This is a genomic window from Sphingopyxis alaskensis RB2256, from assembly GCF_000013985.1.
Lineage (GTDB): Bacteria > Pseudomonadota > Alphaproteobacteria > Sphingomonadales > Sphingomonadaceae > Sphingopyxis > Sphingopyxis alaskensis.
In genome coordinates this window covers 409,864-426,758 of sequence record NC_008048.1, presented here as the reverse complement: position 1 = coordinate 426,758, position 16,895 = coordinate 409,864, and the positions used below count along the sequence as shown (strand labels likewise).

The window sequence follows — 16,895 nt, the reverse complement described above, 5'->3', positions numbered from 1 at the left end:
TAAGTGTTGCCCTTAGCGGGCATCGTCAAGTGTTGGCATTACCCCTTTCTGGATTTGGGCGCGGTGGAACTGGCCCTGAAGCGGAAGCTGTCATTGCCGGTCTCGAGAATGTGGCAATGGTGGGTCAGGCGATCCAGTAAAGCGGTCGTCATCTTGGCATCGCCGAAGATGCTGGCCCACTCGCTGAAGCTCAGGTTGGTGGTGATCACCACGCTGGTGCGTTCATACAGCTTACTGAGCAGATGGAACAGCAGGGCACCGCCTGACGGGCTGAACGGGAGATATCCCAACTCGTCCAATATTATGAGGTCGAGCTTGAGCAGCCGCTCGGCCAGTTGGCCTGCCTTGTTAGCCGCCTTTTCCTGTTCCAGCGCATTGACCAGATCGACGGTGGCGAAGAAGCGAACTTTTCTACGGTGGTGCTCGACCGCTTGGACGCCAAGGGCGGTGGCGATGTGGCTTTTGCCGGTGCCGGGCCCGCCGATCAGCACCACATTGTCGGCGCTATCCATGAAGTCACCGCGGTAGAGCTGACGCACCAAGGCCTCATTGATCTCGCTGGCGGCGAAGTCGAAGCCGGCCAGATCCTTGTAGGCAGGGAAGCGGGCAGCCTTGATCTGATAGGCGATTGAGCGGACCTCGCGCTCGGCCATCTCAGCTTTGAGCAACTGGGACAGTACCGGCACGGCCGCCTCGAAGGCAGGGGCGCCTTGCTCGATCATGTCGCCGACGGCCTGAGCCATACCATACATCTTGAGGCCGCGCAGCATCACGACGACCGCGGCGCTGGCGGGGTCATGACGCATGACGCAGCTCCCTCAGCGTGTCGTAGCGGCCTACATCGGCTTTGGGCTCCGTGCTAAGGCGCAGGGCCTGCGGGGCATCGATCGTTGGTGCCGGTGGCGCCTTGCCGTCAATCAGGCGGTGCAGCACGTTGAGCACATGAGTTTTAGTTGGCACACCGTCCTCAAGAGCCAACTCGACTGCGCATAAAACGGACTGCTCATCATGGTGCAAAACAAGAGATAGGATCTCAACCATCTCCTTGTCACCGCCGAGCCGCTTGAGCAGTTGGGTCTGCAACTGGCGGAATGCCTCGGGCATCTCAAGGAATGGCGCACCATTGCGCAGGGCGCCGGGCTTGCGCTGAACGACAGCCAGATAGTGGCGCCAGTCATAGATCGTGCGTCCCGGCTTCTGATGGGACCGGTCAATGATCCGCTCGTGTTCGCACAAGACTTGTCCTTCCGCGACGATGACAAGCCGCTCGGGGTAAACTCTCAGGCTGACGGGCCGATTGGCAAAGGAGGCTGGCACACTGTAACGGTTGCGCTCGAAGGCGATTAGGCAGGTGGGCGACACGCGCTTGGTCTGCTCGACGAAGCCATCGAAGGGCCTCCCCATGGGCATCAAGCTGATTACCTCTTCGGCGTGCACATCGGCGATGGTGCCAGGTAATGTGCCGTGCTGGATTTCTGCCCACTGCGCGACACATTGTTCCTCAAGCCAGGCATTGAGAGCTGCAAGATCTGGGAAGCTGGGCATGGGCTGCCACAGACGGTGACGGGCATCCTGAACGTTCTTCTCGACCTGTCCCTTTTCCCAGCCCGATGCTGGATTGCAGAAGTCTGTTTCGAATAGATAATGGCTGGCCAGGGCGGCGAACCGGGCGTTGACTTGGCGCGCCTTACCACGGCCGATCTTGTCGACCGCCGTCTTCATATTATCAAAGATCCCGCGTTGGGGAATGCCGCCCAGCACTCGGAATGCCTGCGTCAGGGCGTCGAACAGCATCTCATGCGTCTGCAACAGATAGGCCCGAACGATGTAGGCCCGGCTGTGTGATAGCTTGGTATGGGCCACCTGCAGCTTGACCTGCTTGCCACCCAGCACGGCGTAATCCTCGCTCCAATCGAACTGGAAGGCTTCGCCAGGCTGGAAAACCAGCGGCACGAAGGTCCCGCGTCCGCTGGTTTGCTGCTCATACTGGCGGTCGCGCTTCCAATCGCGGGCAAAGGCCGCCACGCGAGCATACGAGCCGTCATAGCCCAAAGTGACGAGATCAGCGTAAAGCTGCTTGGCCGTACGTTTCTGTTTGCGCGATTTGCCCGACTCCACGCGCAGCCAACCTGTCAGCTTCTCGGAAAACGGGTCCAGCTTGCTCGGCCGGTCGGGAACCTTAAACACCGGCTCTACCGCGTCTGCTCGCAGATATTTGCGGATCGTGTTGCGTGATAAGCCGGTCCGCCGCTTGATCTCACGAATGGCCATGCCTTGGCGGAAATGCCACCGGCGGATCACACTGAGTAGGTCCATGTCGATCACTCCGATGCCTCCCGACTGCCTGCCGGGGGCGAGGAAAACATGGGTCAATTCTCAGTGAAAATTTCTGCCCCTCCCGGGTCAGTTCTCAGCGCAAATCAACAGCTCCACCACCAGTTGCCCAATCTTGGCGTGCAGTTTCTCTACCTCGCTCTCGCTGATAACCTTAGCCGCATCGCCGGCCCCGGAGAAGGTGCCTGCCATCCCATCGATGGCCTGGCGTTTCCACGATGCGATCATCGTGTGATGCACGCCATGCTTGGCTGCCAGCTCCGCCAGCGTCAGGTCGCCCCGGATCGCCTCCAGCGCCACCTTGGCTTTGAAATCCGCGCTGTAGCGCTTTCTCGTCGTCTTCATTCCCGTACCAATCCATCAGGTCGGGATTAGCTTAGCATCCTGTCCAGAAAACCGGCACCACCTCAGTCCGGTATCGATATCGTTCGTCGCGCCCTGCGTGCCCCGGTTCGCCAGATTGCCGAGAAGGCGGGTGAGGACGGTGCCTATATCGTCGGCAAGCTGCTCGAAGGCGACGACTATAACCACGGCTTCAACGCCGCGACCGGCGAATATGAAGACCTGGTGAAGTCGGGTGTCATCGACCCGGCGAAGGTGGTGCGCACTGCGCTGCAGGACGCGGCTTCGGTTGCCTCGTTGCTGATCACCTCCGAGGCACTGGTCGCTGAACTGCCGAAGGAAGACGCATCTCCTGCTCCCGTGCCGGCGATGAACTTCTAAGACAGCATTTCTCCTGGAAGCCGGACAGGCGCGCTCGCACGGGTGTACCTGTCTTTTTCTGTCTGTAACCGCGCTTGCTACGGCTTTAGACCAGCCCTATTCCTGTGCTTGCTCAAGCCGCTCCTGCCGATCCTGATCGCGAACGAGCCAGAATACCGCACCAAGTGCCAGCACAGCCCCCGAAAGCGCGGCGACCTTCGCGGCGCTCGTGTCTGCCAGATTGAGAATGATGAACTTGCGCACAATTGCCAGCAGCGCAATCAGGATAATCGTTCGCACCTGCAGGACACCGAATCCCCTATCGGCAGCTACGAGCAATGAACGCTTGAACTCAAGCGCAATCACAGCAGTAAAAATCATTCCGAAGACAGTCTGGAAAGTGGCAAAATCGAGCGGATCAAGAGCGCCCAAGACAAGGCTTGTGACAACTTCGCGCAGCAATGACCAAACCGCCGCAATCACGACGATTGCGATTATTCCGCTGAGAACGATGACAATCGCGTCCTCGAATTTCTCGTAAAAGGACATCGCAGACCATTCTGCACGTGTCATTTTGCGCAATCTCAGAAAATTCGCGAGCATTGGTTTATCCTTGCGGTCGTCTTTCAAGCATTCTTCACCGCAGCCTCGGTTTGTCCAAGCCGGATGTTCAGCGGAGGGGCAGGGCCATCTTTCGGGAGCCCCGGATACAGGGTAAGTTGCGGGAATGGTATGTCGATGCCAGTCTCGTCGAATGCCTGCTTGATCCTGCGGAAGAACTCCCTGCGCACTTCCCATTGTGCTCCTGGCGTCACCTTCAGGCGCAGTCGCAATATGACGGCACTGTCACCGAGCGCTTCCGCACCGATAATTTCGGGCTCATCAATTATGCGGTCTGCAAAGGCGCGATCCTTAGCCATCTGCAAGGCAACGCTGTGCATAATGCCCAACGCCTCGTCTGTCTTTTTCGCGATAGGCGATACCGACATCGATTACCGACCTGGAATATTCCATGGTCTTGTTAACGACATTGGTAATGTTCCCACATGGCATGAAAATCACCTTGCCATAGTAATCGCGCAGACGAACGCTTCGCAGCGTGATTTCTTCTACCACTCCAATATGGCCACCGATCTCGACTATGTCATCGACGCGCAGCTGCCCTTCAAGCAGTATGATAAATCCGGAAAAGTAATCTTTCACCAGGCTCTGCGCGGCAAAACCTGCTGCAATTCCGGCCACTCCCGCAGCAGTCAGCAAATGCGCTATGGATAGGCCCATGATCGAGAGCAAGGTCACCCCGGCAACTGACCATATCACGATGCGCCCGAATATCAGACCATTCCTGTATGCAGTTGCAACCCTCCCAACAGAATCTGGATCACTTCGTTTGCTTGTCATCTTCTGTTCTATGCGCCGCATCAGGCGCGAAAGCAGAGCTGCCGCCAACGAAGCGAGAAACACCACCAACACGATCCGCACTGCGTCTTCAAGCAGGGATGAGGAAACGGAGAGAGCTTGCAATTCGAATTCGTCGATTACATTTGACACCTGATACTCGCTTATTTTCGACTGCATCGACCTTTTGGCCTAGCCAATTGTTGCGCCCGTAAATGCCGGCGGATCGGAGGCTGGAAAGCTTTCGAGCAGCGCTTCATCCACCGGGTCGAACTCCTTCTCGCGCTCAGCCCGCTCGCCGGCTTGCGCACCTCGATACAGCCGGTTTTGGGAAATCTGTTTGCCTTCTCCTGACCATCGTATCGGCCAGTTCCCGGGCGCATCAGAGCCACGATAGAGTTGGTCGATCTTAGAACTGAGATGCCGCGACTCCGAATTGTGGATGACCCTGTATTCCCACCCCTGTCGCTCGGCGAATGCGATAGCGCTGTCCCGGTCAGGAAACTGAACACGGATATGGCGATATGGATCATCATTGGTGATCCAGCCCGTGAAGACGTCGCGGCCCAAAGGTCTTCTCGCCTCGAACTCGAGGTACCACGGTTGCGGGCGGTGCCCGCCCTGAAGCGTGGAGCGCGGTTCCTGGTAGATCTTTGCCATCGGAACATCGGCCGAAATAGTATTCGTGCCGGGCTGCTTCGATAGGCGCGGCGGACGATTATGGCCTCTGTGCATGTTCAGGTCCTTTACGCTTTATCGTTGCTGGCCGTTACGCTTCGTCCAGATCATCGAGCCGTTCCATCTGCCGAGAGTTGCGGCGGATCAGTTCCTGTGCGGTGTCATTCTTGGCGCTCCCGATCTCGTCAAGCATGTCGGATCGCATTCCGATGGTCAGCTCGGCGACGGCGTGCATCACCTCTTCTGCGTCGGCATTGGTCAGGTTTCCGTCCCGTAATCCGCGTATAAGCTTGTCGAGCACCGACTGGAAGGACTTGATCACCTCGGGACTGGCGATCACTGCCAGTTTGTGTCCGATAACCCGCAATTCATCGATGAGAGCCGGATCGGGATCGCGTTGTTCGGCGATTTCCGCGACCTTTTCGATCGCCGACATGTAAACCGAGTTCTTCTGGTCGAACAGATGGACGCGGGCCTCCTTGCTGAGCTCGAGCTCGGTCTGGCGGTTGAGCAGCATCGCGGTAAGAAAGATCGTCGCGAGAGCGCCAAGGAAGACAAGGATAGTTTCCTGCACGAAAGGAAAGCTGGACGCGCCGACATAGAGCTGGTGGTAGAGCGCATATCCCAAGACCAACGCGGCAAGGATGCCAGCGAGCCATACGATCTCACGAATGCGCGGCCTTTTTCCCTCCATCGCCCCCTTTGCCGTCATATGCTTGCCGACCCGCTCTGAAGCCAGTGCAGTGCCGTGGCGATACTTCGGGATAGGCTCATGTGATTTATCCCGGTGGCAGCAACCGATCCACGATGTGGAAAAGCTACCTAGCTCGCCGGCTGTACGCCTGTATCATCCGCCTTCGCCGCGCGCCGCAAGCGAAAGCCAAGGAGCAGCATGACAGTTCCGAACATCGCGGCGTAGAACGCGAGGACCCAGCCCAAGGCGAGGAATGTCTCGACGGGAGCAGTCAAGAGCATCCAGATTACGAAGCCGGCCAGCGCAAGGGACAACAGACCCCCTAGCCCCAGCCAAAACTCGCCTTTGATTTCCTTGCGCAGCCGAATGGCGGTCACGATCTGGGCGATGCCCGAGGCAGACGACCAGAATGCGATCATCCACCAAAGGAACAGCGAAAGCACGAAACTGGCCATCATCGGAGTAATCAGCACAACAATACCAGTACCGATGCCGACCACGCCGTTGAATGCCAGCCAACCCCACTTCTCACCCGCGCGGATGTTGCGAAAAGCCGCGATAAGCGAGAATATTCCGTCTACCATCGAGAAGGCACCGAAGATGATTGTCAGCCCGAGCAAGGCGCTGGCAGGCATCAGCACCGCGAGCACCGCAAGGATCAGCGCAAGCACACCGCGCAAAACGAAAGTCCACCAGTTTCCTACTAGACTACAGACCGGGAATGGGATTTTATGTGCCAGTGTTGCCATATCGATAGCCCCATACGTTGAGATTGGAATTCAACGAAGACAATATTTCTGACGGCACGCTGCCTTCATTGCATAACGCACCGCCAGGGTATAGCTCTCAATTCTTTGTCGGCTGTACTGCTTCGCGGGCCTTGCCGAAAAGCCCCTTGATGCGTTCGAATAAGCGAGTTGCAGCATTGCCCCCGCCAGTCTCTCGCTCAAGTTCTTTGATCGCGTCCTGCAGATCGTCAAGATCCTTCTTGGTTGCATAACCGAGCGCTTGCGCCATCTCGATTTGCTCGCGGGCCTTCTGCAGTTCCGCAGCGATTGCCTGGTTGTCTTGTTCCGTGCGGTTCTCCTTTGCCGCAACGACCCGCGCAGCCTCGACGCTTGCCTCTGCACGAACGATCGGCAAGGGAATTACGGTTTCGGTCACGACAATGGTGCTCAGGGCGTTTAGCAAGACGAGCTTGGCCTCCTGAGGCTTCTGTTCGTCCAGCAGTGCGGCCGCGCGTTTGATGGCATCAGGATAGGTACCCAGCGGAAGGTTGCTGGTCCTGATAACCATCTCGCTTGCGAGGCCTTCCATAAGCCGCCTCGCTTCCTGCAAACGTCCCTCATCAGTCAGATCCTCGATCCGGTCGGAGAGCGCCTTGACATCGCCTGGCGTTGCAAGAACATCATGTTCGATGACCGAATTGGCCACCGGAGCAAGTGCCAGGTTGGGTTCGCGCGTCAGGATGATCTCAAGTTTGCCCGTGGCCCTGGCCAGAGCGTCGATCGCCCCTTTATTATTGCCCGCGTCAATGGCGCTGATAGCCGCCTGCGTTTCATCGAGAGCGGAAACCGCTTCCTTCAGCAGAGTTCCGAGTTGCACCTGATCCTCGGCCGTGGCGCCGCCCGCAGCCTGATCCGTATCGGTTGCGCTAGCCGAAGCTTCCTGTCCGTCCGCCGCCTTCTCGGCATTATCGGAACAGGCCGTAGCCGCAAGCAATGCGATGGCGGCAACGCCATGGGCAAGATTTCTGAATGTCATGGCTGAACTCTCTCTTTGATGGTTGGCCTACAAGTTGGCTTATAGAAGTGAAGCTTACTCAGCAGGCGGGGGTGGCAACTTAAGCGGCTCCCGGAATGATGTGAGATGCCGCACACCTTCCTTGTCCACAATAAGGACTGCCTCGATATTATCGTCGTAGCCTTTGGTCTGGATATCGACCGGGTGCGGGATCAGGTGAGCAAGCCCCTCAAGGGCGATGACCACGACATCGTCTTTGTGATCATAGGTGATACCTAGGATTGGAAGAAATTCGGCCTCGATCTGATCGCCCAAATCCAGCGATTGGACCTCGATTTCGGCGCGCAGGCCAAGCAACCGCTTGCTAATGCGATCGCACAATTCTGCCCACTCGTTTTTGGCAATTTGCTCCATCACCACCTCCATCAAAGTTTCGAACGGGTGAAATCGCTGACTGCGCCTCCGTTCGTAAACTCGCGAGAGCCGCATTTCAATGCCGTTTCCGCTATCCTCGCCGACTCGACAGTCATCTGGCGATACGAGCGTACCATAGGAAGCAGATCGGCCCGCCTATTTATTTATGTCAAGGAGAAAATGGCTTTTCTATCTAGGTTCAGGACCCATTAAATCGCTTGCGCGGGAGGCAATCGGTTGATTCAATGGCAGCATCAAGGAGGTGGTGCTGTTGTCAGATCTGTGGTTGTTGAGCGAGGCGCAGATGCGCCGGATCGAGCCCTATTTCCCCTGTCGCACGGCATTCCGCGGGTCGCTGATCGCCGTATCGTGAGCGGCTGTCTGCGACGGCAAGGGCCGCCCGTTGATCATGCTGCTCAGCGAAGGGCAGATGAGCGAATACAAGGGCGCTGCGCTGATGATAGATGCCTTCCCCAAGGTCAGGGCTTTGCTCGCCGATCGGGGCTACGATGCCGACTGGTTCCGCGCCGCGCTGGCCGAGCGTGGCATAGCCGCCTGCATCCCGTCAAAGAACAACCGCAAAGTCCCCATTCCGCACGACACAGCCCTCTACCGCCAGCGCCACAAGGTCGAGAACATGTTCGGCAGGCTCAAGGACTGGCGACGCATCCACACCCGCTACGACCGATGCGCCCACACCTTCATGTCCGCCATATGTATCGCTGCAACCGTCATCTTCTGGCTGCCGCAATGAGTCCTGAGCCTAGAGGCTGGCGTCGTTGCGGGTTGATATTTGAGCAGACGGGAGTTCGATGTCCTGCTAGTACCTACTCAAAGTCCCATTTGAAATTGTAATTACGCTTGGAGACCCTTTGCGATGAACCTCGAGAAATTCACCGACCGGGCCAAGGGCTTTCTACAGAGCGCCCAGACAGTTGCCGTCCGCATGAGCCATCAGCGCATCACGCCAGTCCATATTCTCAAGGCATTGCTCGAAGATGAGGAGGGCATGGCCGCGCAGCTCATCCAGCGAGCAGGCGGTAGCCCCCCTGCCGCCATTGGCGAGGTTGAAAAGGCATTGCATAAATTCCCGGCGGTTTCCGGCTCCGGAGCGCAGACGCCGCCCGCCCTAGACAATGATTCGGCTCGCCTGCTCGATCAGGCCGAACAGCTGGCAAAGAAGGCCGGCGACAGCTTCGTTCCTGTACAGCGCATATTGCAGGCCATGGCCCTTTCCGACAGCACCGACGCAGGCAAGGCTTTGCAGGCTGCCGGCGTAAATGCGAAGTCGCTCGAGGCGGTGATTCAGGAAGTGACCGGCGGTCGCACCGCGGACAGCGCAAGCGCAGAAGAGAGCTACGATGCGCTCAAGAAATACGCCCGCGACCTGACCCAAGCGGCGCGCGACGGCAAGCTCGACCCGGTGATCGGCCGCGACGAGGAGATTCGTCGCACAATCCAGATTCTGGCCCGCAGGACCAAGAATAATCCCGTTCTTATCGGTGATCCCGGCGTGGGCAAGACCGCGATCGCCGAGGGGCTGGCGCTGCGCATCGCCAATGGCGATGTGCCCGACAGCCTCAAGGGCCGCACGCTAATGGCGCTTGACATGGGCGCGCTGATTGCGGGAGCGAAATATCGCGGCGAATTCGAGGAACGCTTGAAGGCCGTGATCGACGAGGTGAAAAATTCCGATGGGCAGATCATCCTGTTCATCGACGAGATGCACACGCTGATTGGAGCGGGCGCGAGCGAGGGCAGCATGGATGCCTCGAACCTCCTGAAGCCTGCGCTGTCGCGCGGCGAGTTGCACGTGATCGGCGCGACTACGCTCGACGAATACCAGAAATATGTCGAGAAGGATGCCGCACTCCAGAGGCGCTTCCAGCCGGTCTATATCGACGAGCCGAGCGTAGAGGACACGATATCGATCCTGCGTGGCCTGAAGGAAAAATACGAACTGCACCACGGGGTAAACATTACCGACAGCGCGATCGTGGCCGCTGCGCAGCTATCCGATCGCTATATCCAGAACCGCTTCCTCCCCGACAAGGCGATCGACCTGATGGACGAGGCGGCGAGTCGCATCCGCATGGAAGTAGAAAGCAAACCCGAAGAGATCGAAAACCTCGACCGCCGCATTATCCAGCTCAAGATCGAGGAAAGCGCGCTTGCTAAGGAAAGCGACGAGGCGAGCAAGGACCGGCTCGCCACCTTGCGCAAAGAATTGGCCGAGCTCGAGCAGAAATCGAGCGAGCTGACCACGCGCTGGCAGAACGAACGCGACAAGATTCAGGCTGAGGCAAAGATCAAGGAACAGCTCGACCTGGCCCGGCTCGAACTGGAGCAGGCGCAGCGCGCGGGCGACCTGCAAAAGGCGGGCGAGTTGTCTTATGGCACGATACCGAGCCTCGAAAAGCAGCTTGAAGAGGCACGTGGTGCAAATGAGACTGCGTTATTGCGCGAGGAAGTGACCGAGGAGGACATCGCCTCTGTCGTTAGCCGCTGGACAGGCGTGCCGGTGGACAAGATGATGGAGGGTGAGCGCGAGAAGCTGCTCAAGATGGAAGAGTTTCTCGGTCGCCGCGTGATCGGCCAGCAGCAGGCGGTACAGGCTGTCTCCAAGGCCGTGCGCCGAGCACGCGCAGGCTTGCAGGATCCGAACCGGCCATTAGGCAGCTTCCTGTTCCTTGGCCCCACGGGCGTTGGCAAAACCGAGCTGACCAAGGCTCTGGCCGAGTTCATGTTCGGCGACGAGCGCGCCATGGTGCGCATCGACATGAGCGAATTCATGGAAAAGCACGCGGTCGCCAGACTGATCGGCGCGCCTCCGGGTTATGTTGGGTACGAGGAAGGCGGCGTGCTTACCGAGGCGGTGCGGCGGCGACCTTACCAGGTGGTGCTGTTCGACGAAGTTGAGAAGGCGCATCAGGACGTGTTCAACGTTCTGCTGCAGGTACTCGACGACGGTCGCCTGACCGACGGGCAGGGCCGGGTGGTGGACTTCTCGAACACGCTGATCATCTTGACCAGCAACCTCGGCAGCCAGTTCCTCTCCAACCTCACCGACGATCAGAAGGTGGAAGACGTCGAGCCGCAGGTGATGGACGTGGTGCGCAGCCACTTCCGCCCCGAGTTCCTCAACCGGCTTGATGAAATCATTCTGTTCCATCGCCTGAGCCAGGAGCACATGGCACCGATCGTCGATATCCAGGTCAAGCGCGTCCAGAAGCTGCTGAAGGACCGGAAGATCACGCTCGACCTCACCGAAGGCGCGCGCAACTGGCTCGGTCGGGTGGGTTACGACCCGGTATATGGCGCCAGACCGCTCAAGCGAGCGGTACAGCGCTATCTGCAGGATCCGCTGGCGGAAAAGCTGCTGGCCGGCGAAATCCTTGACGGTTCGACCGTCAAGGTCGACGAGGGCGAAGAAGGTCTCGTTTTCGTCATTCCATCCCAGATCTGAGCAGCGCGAGCGCACGACAAGCAAGGGAAGGGCGGCGAATGGAAGCCGACAAGATCAAGGTAGTTTGCCCACATTGTGATGCGGTCAACGCTATCCCGCCTGATCGGCCAGCCCAGGCCGCAAAATGCGGCAAATGCCACAAGGCGCTGTTCAATGGTTCGCCCGTCGACCTGCTGGGCCAGAGGTTCGATCGCCATATCACACGATCCGACATACCTGTCGTTGTGGATTTCTGGGCGACGTGGTGCGGTCCCTGCCGCGCCATGGCTCCATCATTTGCCCAGGTCACGATTGCAATCGAACCGCGCGCCAGGTTCGCAAAGGTCGATATCGACAAGGCTCCCGAACTTGCCGCCCGGTACGGCGTGCAGGGCGTCCCTGCCTTGTTAATATTCAAGAATGGACGGCTGGTCGATCAACGATCCGGTGCCTTACCCCCCTCCGCGCTTCGCCAATGGGTGGAGGCACATATTGGCTGACCCGCATTTCCGCCCTGCATCCCAATTTCAGGTGATTTAGTTAATGGCAGATCCTTATACGATACTCGGCGTATCGCGCACCGCAGATCAGTCTGCGATCAAGAAAGCCTATCGCAAACTCGCCAAAGAGCTTCATCCCGATCGCAACAAGGACAAGCCCGACGCGGCGGCCCGGTTCGCGGAAGTCACCCAAGCATACGATCTTTTGAGCGATGCCGAGCAACGCGCGCGATACGACCGCGGCGAGATCGACGAGCACGGCAACCCGCGCGCACCTTACGGTTTCGAAGATTTCCAGGGCCATGGGCCGTTCTCGGGCGGGGGACCGTTTCGATCGGCGCAGGATGGAGCGACATCCTTTCATTTCTCTGGCGATTCGGAGGAATTGGGGGACATCTTCGCCGATCTCTTTGGGCGGGGTCGCGGGGCTGGCGGGCGCGAATATCGCCCGCGAGGAAGCGATGTGCTCTATGCGGTAAATGTCCCGTTCGAAAATATCGCCACTGCAAAACCATTCGCAATCAACCTCGATGGCGGCGAGCAACTCGAGGTCAAGATCCCTCCGGGAACCCAGAGTGGAGATCGCCTGCGCGTTGCGGGCAAAGGGCGGCCCGGACCGGGAGGGCGCGGTGACGCGATTCTTGAACTGACCGTCACGCTCCACCCTTTCTTCCGACAGGATGGGGACGACATTCGCCTCGACCTGCCAATCCGGTGGGACGAGGCCGTACTCGGCGCAAAGGTGCGCGTACCCACGATCGATGGTCCGATCATGCTAACAGTGCCGAAGGGATCCACCTCGGGCAGAGTTCTGCGCATCAAGGGTAAAGGAATGGCCCGTCGCCAAGGTGGGCGCGGCAATCAACTGGTGCGGTTGATGGTCGACCTTCCGCAGAACGATAAAAGCCTGGAAGCGTGGGCCAAGGAATGGCGAGAAAAGAATGAATACAATCCCCGCTCGAAGCTGGGTGTCTAATGCGATCACATTGGGACAGGCAAGGCTGATCCGAAACGCCTGATCTGGATCAGTGGATTTGCCTGAGAAGCGACTATCAGGTACATTTTGGCACAGGAGGCCGGTCATGAAGCGTCAATTCCAGAGTAGCTTTCGGGACATGATGCCAGCAGGAACGTCGTCAGTGACCCCTCTGCCATCGACGGAAGACCTGACAAGCATGCTTGCCGTGCTGGCTGCGGGCCTTGAAACGTTGGAATTCGCCGATGAGCAGGAGGCGATCAAGCTTCGTCGCAAGATGCGTTTGGCGCTACTCAATTCGGCCAGATTAGTAAGCAATTGGTCTGTTCCAGCTGCTCATTCGCCGCTTCAAGAATTGGTCGATGTGCCAGAGTTGATCGAGCATTTGATGGACCAGATCCAGTCAGGAATTCCAGTGGAGGCGGAGTTTGAAAAGACTCTTGAAACAGGTTTGTGGCCGGTTCGGGTTGCCCCTGCCTCTTTCGCCAGCGCCTTATCGGCCCTGCTTGAAAATGCATTTCTGGCTGCCGGAGGAAATGGTGGGAAAGTATCTTTGCGCTTGAGGAACCGCCCGGCGATTGACGCTCTCCCCGAGCGGATTGAAATTGAAGTTGCCGACAATGGCCCTGGGCTCAGACGCGATGCGATCGCGCTGGCTTTCGAGCCGTTCTATTCGAATTGGGGCGCTGATCAACGCCTTGGGCTCGGACTTACTCATGCGCAGCGCTTCGCACAGAAGTCGGGAGGCAGCATAAGCTTGGTGCCTCGATCACCCAGTGGGGTCCGCGCAGTCTTGTGGCTGCCGCGCGCATACGACCATTCCGCCAGCCGATCCAGCCAGATCGCTGACGTGATCCTTCTGCGTTAGGGGAGCGGCGAACCCTCGCCTGCAACTATCTTAGTCTACTGTTTTCTGGAGCTGCAAACCATGGCTAAAGTTATCGGTATCGATCTCGGAACAACCAACAGCTGCGTTGCCGTTATGGAAGGCGGCAAGCCCAAGGTGATCGAGAATTCGGAGGGTGCGCGCACCACGCCATCGATCGTCGCCTTCACCAAGGATGGCGAACGCCTGATCGGCCAGCCCGCCAAGCGCCAGGCCGTTACCAACCCGGATAACACCTTGTTCGCGATCAAGCGCCTGATCGGTCGGCGGTTTGACGATCCGACCACCAAGAAAGACATGGAACTTGTTCCATACAAGATTGTCGAGGGGCCCAACGGCGATGCTTGGGTTGAAGCGGCCGGCGAGAAGTACAGTCCTTCCCAGGTTTCCGCCTTCATCCTGCAAAAGATGAAGGAAACCGCCGAAGAGTACCTAGGCGAGAAGGTCGAGAAAGCGGTAATAACAGTCCCGGCCTACTTCAATGATGCCCAGCGCCAGGCGACCAAGGATGCCGGTAGAATCGCTGGTCTCGAGGTCGAGCGCATCATCAACGAACCGACTGCGGCGGCGCTCGCTTATGGTCTCGACAAGGATGAAGGCAAGACTATTGCCGTTTACGACCTCGGCGGCGGTACGTTTGACGTATCGATCCTCGAAATCGGTGATGGCGTATTCGAGGTGAAATCGACCAATGGCGACACCTTCCTCGGCGGCGAAGACTTCGACAGCGCGGTGGTGGAATATCTCGCCGATTCCTTCAAGAAGAAGGAAAATATGGACCTCAGAACCGACAAGCTCGCCCTGCAGCGCCTCAAGGAAGCGGCGGAAAAGGCCAAGATAGAGCTGTCAAGCGCAGCACAGACCGAAATCAACCTTCCCTTTATTACTGCGCGCATGGAAGGCGGCACCACGACGCCGCTGCATTTGGTCCAGACAGTCACCCGCTCCGAACTCGAAAAACTGGTTGACGGTCTGATCAAGCGCACGCTCGAACCCTGCAAAAAAGCTATGGCTGATGCTGGGATCGACAAAGGGGCGATAGACGAAGTGATACTGGTGGGCGGCATGACGAGAATGCCCAAGGTACGCGAAGTGGTCGAGGATTTCTTTGGCAAGAAGCCGCACACTGGCGTTAACCCCGACGAGGTTGTCGCCATGGGTGCCGCCATCCAGGCGGGTGTCTTGCAGGGCGACGTCGAGGATGTTCTCCTGCTCGACGTGACCCCGCTGTCGCTCGGTATCGAGACGCTGGGCGGCGTATTCACCCGCATGATCGATCGCAACACCACGATCCCGACCAAGAAAACCCAGACCTACTCCACTGCGGATGACAACCAGCAAGCGGTGACCATCCGCGTGTTCCAGGGTGAGCGTGAAATGGCGGCGGACAACAAGCTGCTCGGCCAGTTCGATCTCGTCGGCATCCCGCCAGCGCCGCGCGGCGTGCCGCAGATCGAAGTCACTTTCGACATTGACGCCAACGGCATCGTCAACGTTTCGGCCAAGGACAAGGGCACCGGCAAGGAACAGCAGATCCGTATCCAGGCATCGGGCGGTCTCAGCGAAGCCGACATTGACCAGATGGTGCGTGATGCCGAGAAGTTCGCCGAGGAAGACAAGAAGCGGCGTGAAGCCGCCGAGGCTCGCAACCAGGCCGACAGCCTGGTCCATGCGACCGAAAAGCAGCTCGAAGAGCATGGCGACAAGATTGATGCCGACACCAAGGCAGCCGTCGAAGCTGCGATCGCCGAAACCAAGACGGCGCTTGAAGGCGACGATCACGATGCGATCAACGCGAAGGCTCAGGCCCTCACCGACGCTGCCATGAAGATGGGTCAGCAGATCTACGAGAAGGAGCAGGCCTCTGCCGCCGGCTCTGCCGATGCCGGTAGAGCTGCCGGTTCGGAAGCTTCGGATGATGAAGAAGTCGTCGACGCCGAATTCTCCGAGGTCGATGATGACAAGAAAGACTAAGTAGGGGGGTACAGGCCGTGTCGGACAATGCAAAGAATGGCGAGAACGAGGACGGATCGCCCTCGGCAGTTGGTAAAAGCGTGGAGTCGGAGGTCCTGCCGGAACCGGAAGAAGGGGACGCGTTACAGGATCGATTGCTTCGTGCACTGGCGGAAGCTGAGAATGCGCGAAAGCGCGCAGAAAAAGCGGGAACCGAAGGTCGACAGGCCGGGATGGCGCAACTGCTATCCGAACTCGCACCAGCGCTCGACAATCTCGACCTTGCCTTGGAGGCCTTGGCGGGTTCACACGAGATCGAGCCATCGTTGATCAAGGGGCTGGAGGCGACGCGGCGAGCAATCAACGATGCCTTGCTCAAGGCCGGGGTAAAAATACTGCGTCCTTCGATTGGCGAAGATCCTGATCCCAACGTGCATGAAATTATCGGGACCGTGCCGAGTACGGGATCCAATGCGGGCCAGATCGTGAGCGTCGCGCAGTCAGGTTACATGATTGGGCCCAGACTGGTTCGCGCCGCGAGAGTCATTGTTTCACGAGAAGTGGATGCTTCCTGACGTGACATGACCAGCCTCTTTCGGCGCGGAACCAGTGGCCAAGCGAAGAGGCCTGGAGACAGACCGCGCTATAACGGCGAGCTGATAGCGAAGACATGGTCGATACCAGAATCTCCTGCACTAAGATTGAAAGTGACATATCGCACACTAGGGTCCATATCTGTAATTTGCGGTCGCTTGGCGGTTGTCCCTTGAGGGTTTCAAGGATCTGTCCGCACTCGCCGATGCGAGGATCGGTGGTGCTTTATCGGGTCTCACAAGGCCGGACGTTGCATTGACTCGAAGCGGGCTTGGTGGCCCATCTGTCGACCTTCGCAGATCGTCCGTCCCTGCGTTCCCTCGCGGGACACCGCCATCGGGTCAGCTCGAGAGCATCACCACTGGCATCGGGATACTACCTCAACTCAGGCCTCGAACAAGGTCCCGTCACGCAGCATGTCGTGCATGATGACAGCGAGGCGGCGGGCTAGCGCAACTCGGGCCTTTCGCAGCCCGCGCCGCTTTGCGATCTTGAGCGCCCAGCTTTTCAGCGCAAAGCTCTGGCGTGTGGAACGCATCCGATAGCGGCCGCGGGCTGAGGGGTGACTGGCCGTGAGG

Annotated in this window: 16 protein-coding genes and 4 pseudogenes; 8 read left to right on the top strand and 12 right to left on the bottom strand. The window is 58.5% G+C overall.

Going from position 1 to position 16,895, the window contains the following annotated elements; all coding sequences use genetic code 11:
- Window positions 1–38: 38 nt before the first annotated feature.
- The 3 genes and pseudogenes from istB to SALA_RS02080 form a co-directional block, all read right to left on the bottom strand.
- A complete protein-coding gene (gene istB, locus SALA_RS02090; RefSeq protein WP_011540730.1) occupies window positions 39–806 on the bottom strand; it encodes an IS21-like element helper ATPase IstB in 768 nt (255 codons plus the stop codon).
- The gene (gene istA / locus SALA_RS02085) at window positions 796–2,316 is read right to left on the bottom strand and encodes an IS21 family transposase (RefSeq protein WP_084764789.1); all 1,521 of its coding nucleotides are present in this window, start codon (window positions 2,314–2,316) and stop codon (window positions 796–798) included. The genes istB and istA overlap by 11 nt, the downstream gene beginning before the upstream one ends.
- 111 nt (window positions 2,317–2,427) lie before the next feature.
- Window positions 2,428–2,679, bottom strand: a pseudogene (locus SALA_RS02080) (transposase); the annotation flags it as partial.
- A 69-nt stretch (window positions 2,680–2,748) separates the two neighbouring features.
- Here SALA_RS02080 and SALA_RS16620 point away from each other — a divergent pair.
- Window positions 2,749–3,057 (top strand): annotated as a pseudogene (locus SALA_RS16620) (TCP-1/cpn60 chaperonin family protein); the annotation flags it as partial.
- A 96-nt stretch (window positions 3,058–3,153) separates the two neighbouring features.
- Here SALA_RS16620 and SALA_RS02075 read toward each other — a convergent pair.
- The 8 genes from SALA_RS02075 to SALA_RS02045 all read right to left on the bottom strand — a co-directional run bounded on the left by SALA_RS02075 (window position 3,154) and on the right by SALA_RS02045 (window position 7,963).
- Window positions 3,154–3,666 (bottom strand): phosphate-starvation-inducible PsiE family protein, encoded by a 513-nt coding sequence (locus SALA_RS02075; protein ID WP_237700909.1) that lies wholly within the window; start codon window positions 3,664–3,666, stop codon window positions 3,154–3,156.
- On the bottom strand, window positions 3,663–3,977 hold the full coding sequence (locus tag SALA_RS17045; protein WP_192807439.1) for a mechanosensitive ion channel family protein: 315 nt from the start codon (window positions 3,975–3,977) through the stop codon (window positions 3,663–3,665). The genes SALA_RS02075 and SALA_RS17045 overlap by 4 nt, the downstream gene beginning before the upstream one ends.
- Window positions 3,949–4,587 (bottom strand): mechanosensitive ion channel family protein, encoded by a 639-nt coding sequence (locus tag SALA_RS02070; protein ID WP_192807438.1) that lies wholly within the window; start codon window positions 4,585–4,587, stop codon window positions 3,949–3,951. The genes SALA_RS17045 and SALA_RS02070 overlap by 29 nt, the downstream gene beginning before the upstream one ends.
- Before the next feature lie 39 nt (window positions 4,588–4,626).
- Window positions 4,627–5,169: an NADH dehydrogenase ubiquinone Fe-S protein 4 gene (locus SALA_RS02065; protein ID WP_011540725.1), complete on the bottom strand. Its 543-nt coding sequence runs from the start codon at window positions 5,167–5,169 to the stop codon at window positions 4,627–4,629.
- A 34-nt stretch (window positions 5,170–5,203) separates the two neighbouring features.
- The gene (locus tag SALA_RS02060) at window positions 5,204–5,824 is read right to left on the bottom strand and encodes a hypothetical protein (RefSeq protein WP_011540724.1); all 621 of its coding nucleotides are present in this window, start codon (window positions 5,822–5,824) and stop codon (window positions 5,204–5,206) included.
- Window positions 5,825–5,934: 110 nt separating this feature from the next.
- The gene (locus SALA_RS02055; protein ID WP_011540723.1) at window positions 5,935–6,555 is read right to left on the bottom strand and encodes an HdeD family acid-resistance protein; all 621 of its coding nucleotides are present in this window, start codon (window positions 6,553–6,555) and stop codon (window positions 5,935–5,937) included.
- A 97-nt stretch (window positions 6,556–6,652) separates the two neighbouring features.
- On the bottom strand, window positions 6,653–7,570 hold the full coding sequence (locus SALA_RS02050; RefSeq protein WP_011540722.1) for a YfdX family protein: 918 nt from the start codon (window positions 7,568–7,570) through the stop codon (window positions 6,653–6,655).
- Window positions 7,571–7,624: 54 nt separating this feature from the next.
- A complete protein-coding gene (locus tag SALA_RS02045) occupies window positions 7,625–7,963 on the bottom strand; it encodes a DUF5335 domain-containing protein (protein ID WP_041383568.1) in 339 nt (112 codons plus the stop codon).
- A 388-nt stretch (window positions 7,964–8,351) separates the two neighbouring features.
- Between SALA_RS02045 and SALA_RS02040 the strand changes: the two are divergent.
- The 7 genes and pseudogenes from SALA_RS02040 to SALA_RS02010 all read left to right on the top strand — a co-directional run.
- Window positions 8,352–8,717, top strand: a pseudogene (locus SALA_RS02040) (IS5 family transposase); the annotation flags it as partial.
- Window positions 8,718–8,840: 123 nt separating this feature from the next.
- Complete coding sequence (clpB, locus tag SALA_RS02035; protein WP_011540719.1) at window positions 8,841–11,429, top strand: ATP-dependent chaperone ClpB; 2,589 nt, start codon at window positions 8,841–8,843, stop codon at window positions 11,427–11,429.
- A gap of 38 nt (window positions 11,430–11,467) precedes the next feature.
- Window positions 11,468–11,908 (top strand): thioredoxin TrxC, encoded by a 441-nt coding sequence (gene trxC / locus SALA_RS02030; protein ID WP_011540718.1) that lies wholly within the window; start codon window positions 11,468–11,470, stop codon window positions 11,906–11,908.
- A 43-nt stretch (window positions 11,909–11,951) separates the two neighbouring features.
- Window positions 11,952–12,884 carry a DnaJ C-terminal domain-containing protein gene (locus SALA_RS02025; RefSeq protein ID WP_011540717.1) on the top strand — a complete coding sequence of 311 codons (933 nt, stop codon included), beginning with the start codon at window positions 11,952–11,954 and terminating at the stop codon, window positions 12,882–12,884.
- A gap of 106 nt (window positions 12,885–12,990) precedes the next feature.
- Complete coding sequence (locus SALA_RS02020) at window positions 12,991–13,752, top strand: sensor histidine kinase (RefSeq protein WP_041382985.1); 762 nt, start codon at window positions 12,991–12,993, stop codon at window positions 13,750–13,752.
- A gap of 60 nt (window positions 13,753–13,812) precedes the next feature.
- On the top strand, window positions 13,813–15,744 hold the full coding sequence (dnaK, locus tag SALA_RS02015; RefSeq protein ID WP_011540715.1) for a molecular chaperone DnaK: 1,932 nt from the start codon (window positions 13,813–13,815) through the stop codon (window positions 15,742–15,744).
- A 17-nt stretch (window positions 15,745–15,761) separates the two neighbouring features.
- Window positions 15,762–16,298 carry a nucleotide exchange factor GrpE gene (locus SALA_RS02010; protein ID WP_011540714.1) on the top strand — a complete coding sequence of 179 codons (537 nt, stop codon included), beginning with the start codon at window positions 15,762–15,764 and terminating at the stop codon, window positions 16,296–16,298.
- Window positions 16,299–16,702: 404 nt separating this feature from the next.
- Here the strand turns inward: SALA_RS02010 and SALA_RS17040 are convergent.
- A pseudogene (locus tag SALA_RS17040) lies at window positions 16,703–16,831 on the bottom strand (IS110 family transposase); the annotation flags it as partial.
- Between the last annotated feature and the right edge of the window lie 64 nt (window positions 16,832–16,895).